The organism is Clostridioides sp. ZZV15-6597 (assembly GCF_020657815.1).
Taxonomy (GTDB): domain Bacteria; phylum Bacillota; class Clostridia; order Peptostreptococcales; family Peptostreptococcaceae; genus Clostridioides.
Genome location: NZ_JAGWCT010000250.1, coordinates 1 through 487, shown reverse-complemented (window position 1 = coordinate 487; position 487 = coordinate 1). Strand labels below are relative to the sequence as shown.

The following is a 487-nucleotide window of genomic DNA, read 5'->3' as shown; positions in this document are numbered from 1 at the left end:
AAAATATGGTCAAATATATCCATATCGAGATTTTTCCTTCTTCACTGAACCTCGCCTTGCCTAAGCTACTACGATTTCATATAGTTCTCCAAAGGCTTAAATTCCGAAGTTAGCCCTCCGTACATATATAAGTGCTTTTGAACCACGTGTGGGCGAATTACTTTGTATTTAAGCTACCTTATATTTTTTAGCATTTTTAAGACTAATACTTGCATTTAAATCTCTATCAATAGATAAACCACAACTACATTTATAAACTCTATCTTTAAGTTTTAAATTCTTATTAATCTCTTCACACTGGCTACAAGTCTTTGATGATGGATAAAATCTATCAACAATTCTAAGTTCTATATTATTTTGCTTACACTTAGACATTAGTTTAGTTTTGAACTCAAAGAATTTCTGACTTGCTATAGCCTTTGATAAATGCTTATTTTTCATCAAATTAGAAACTGCTAAATCTTCAATAGTTATATAGCTTGGTTTT

At 30.0% G+C, this 487-nt stretch carries 1 protein-coding gene; it reads right to left on the bottom strand.

Translation table 11 applies throughout. From position 1 onward, the window contains the following. Window positions 1-168 precede the first annotated feature (168 nt). Window positions 169-487, bottom strand: a 319-nt coding sequence (locus KGF52_RS21130) for a transposase (protein ID WP_227841533.1), incomplete at its 5' end; no start/stop codon positions are given.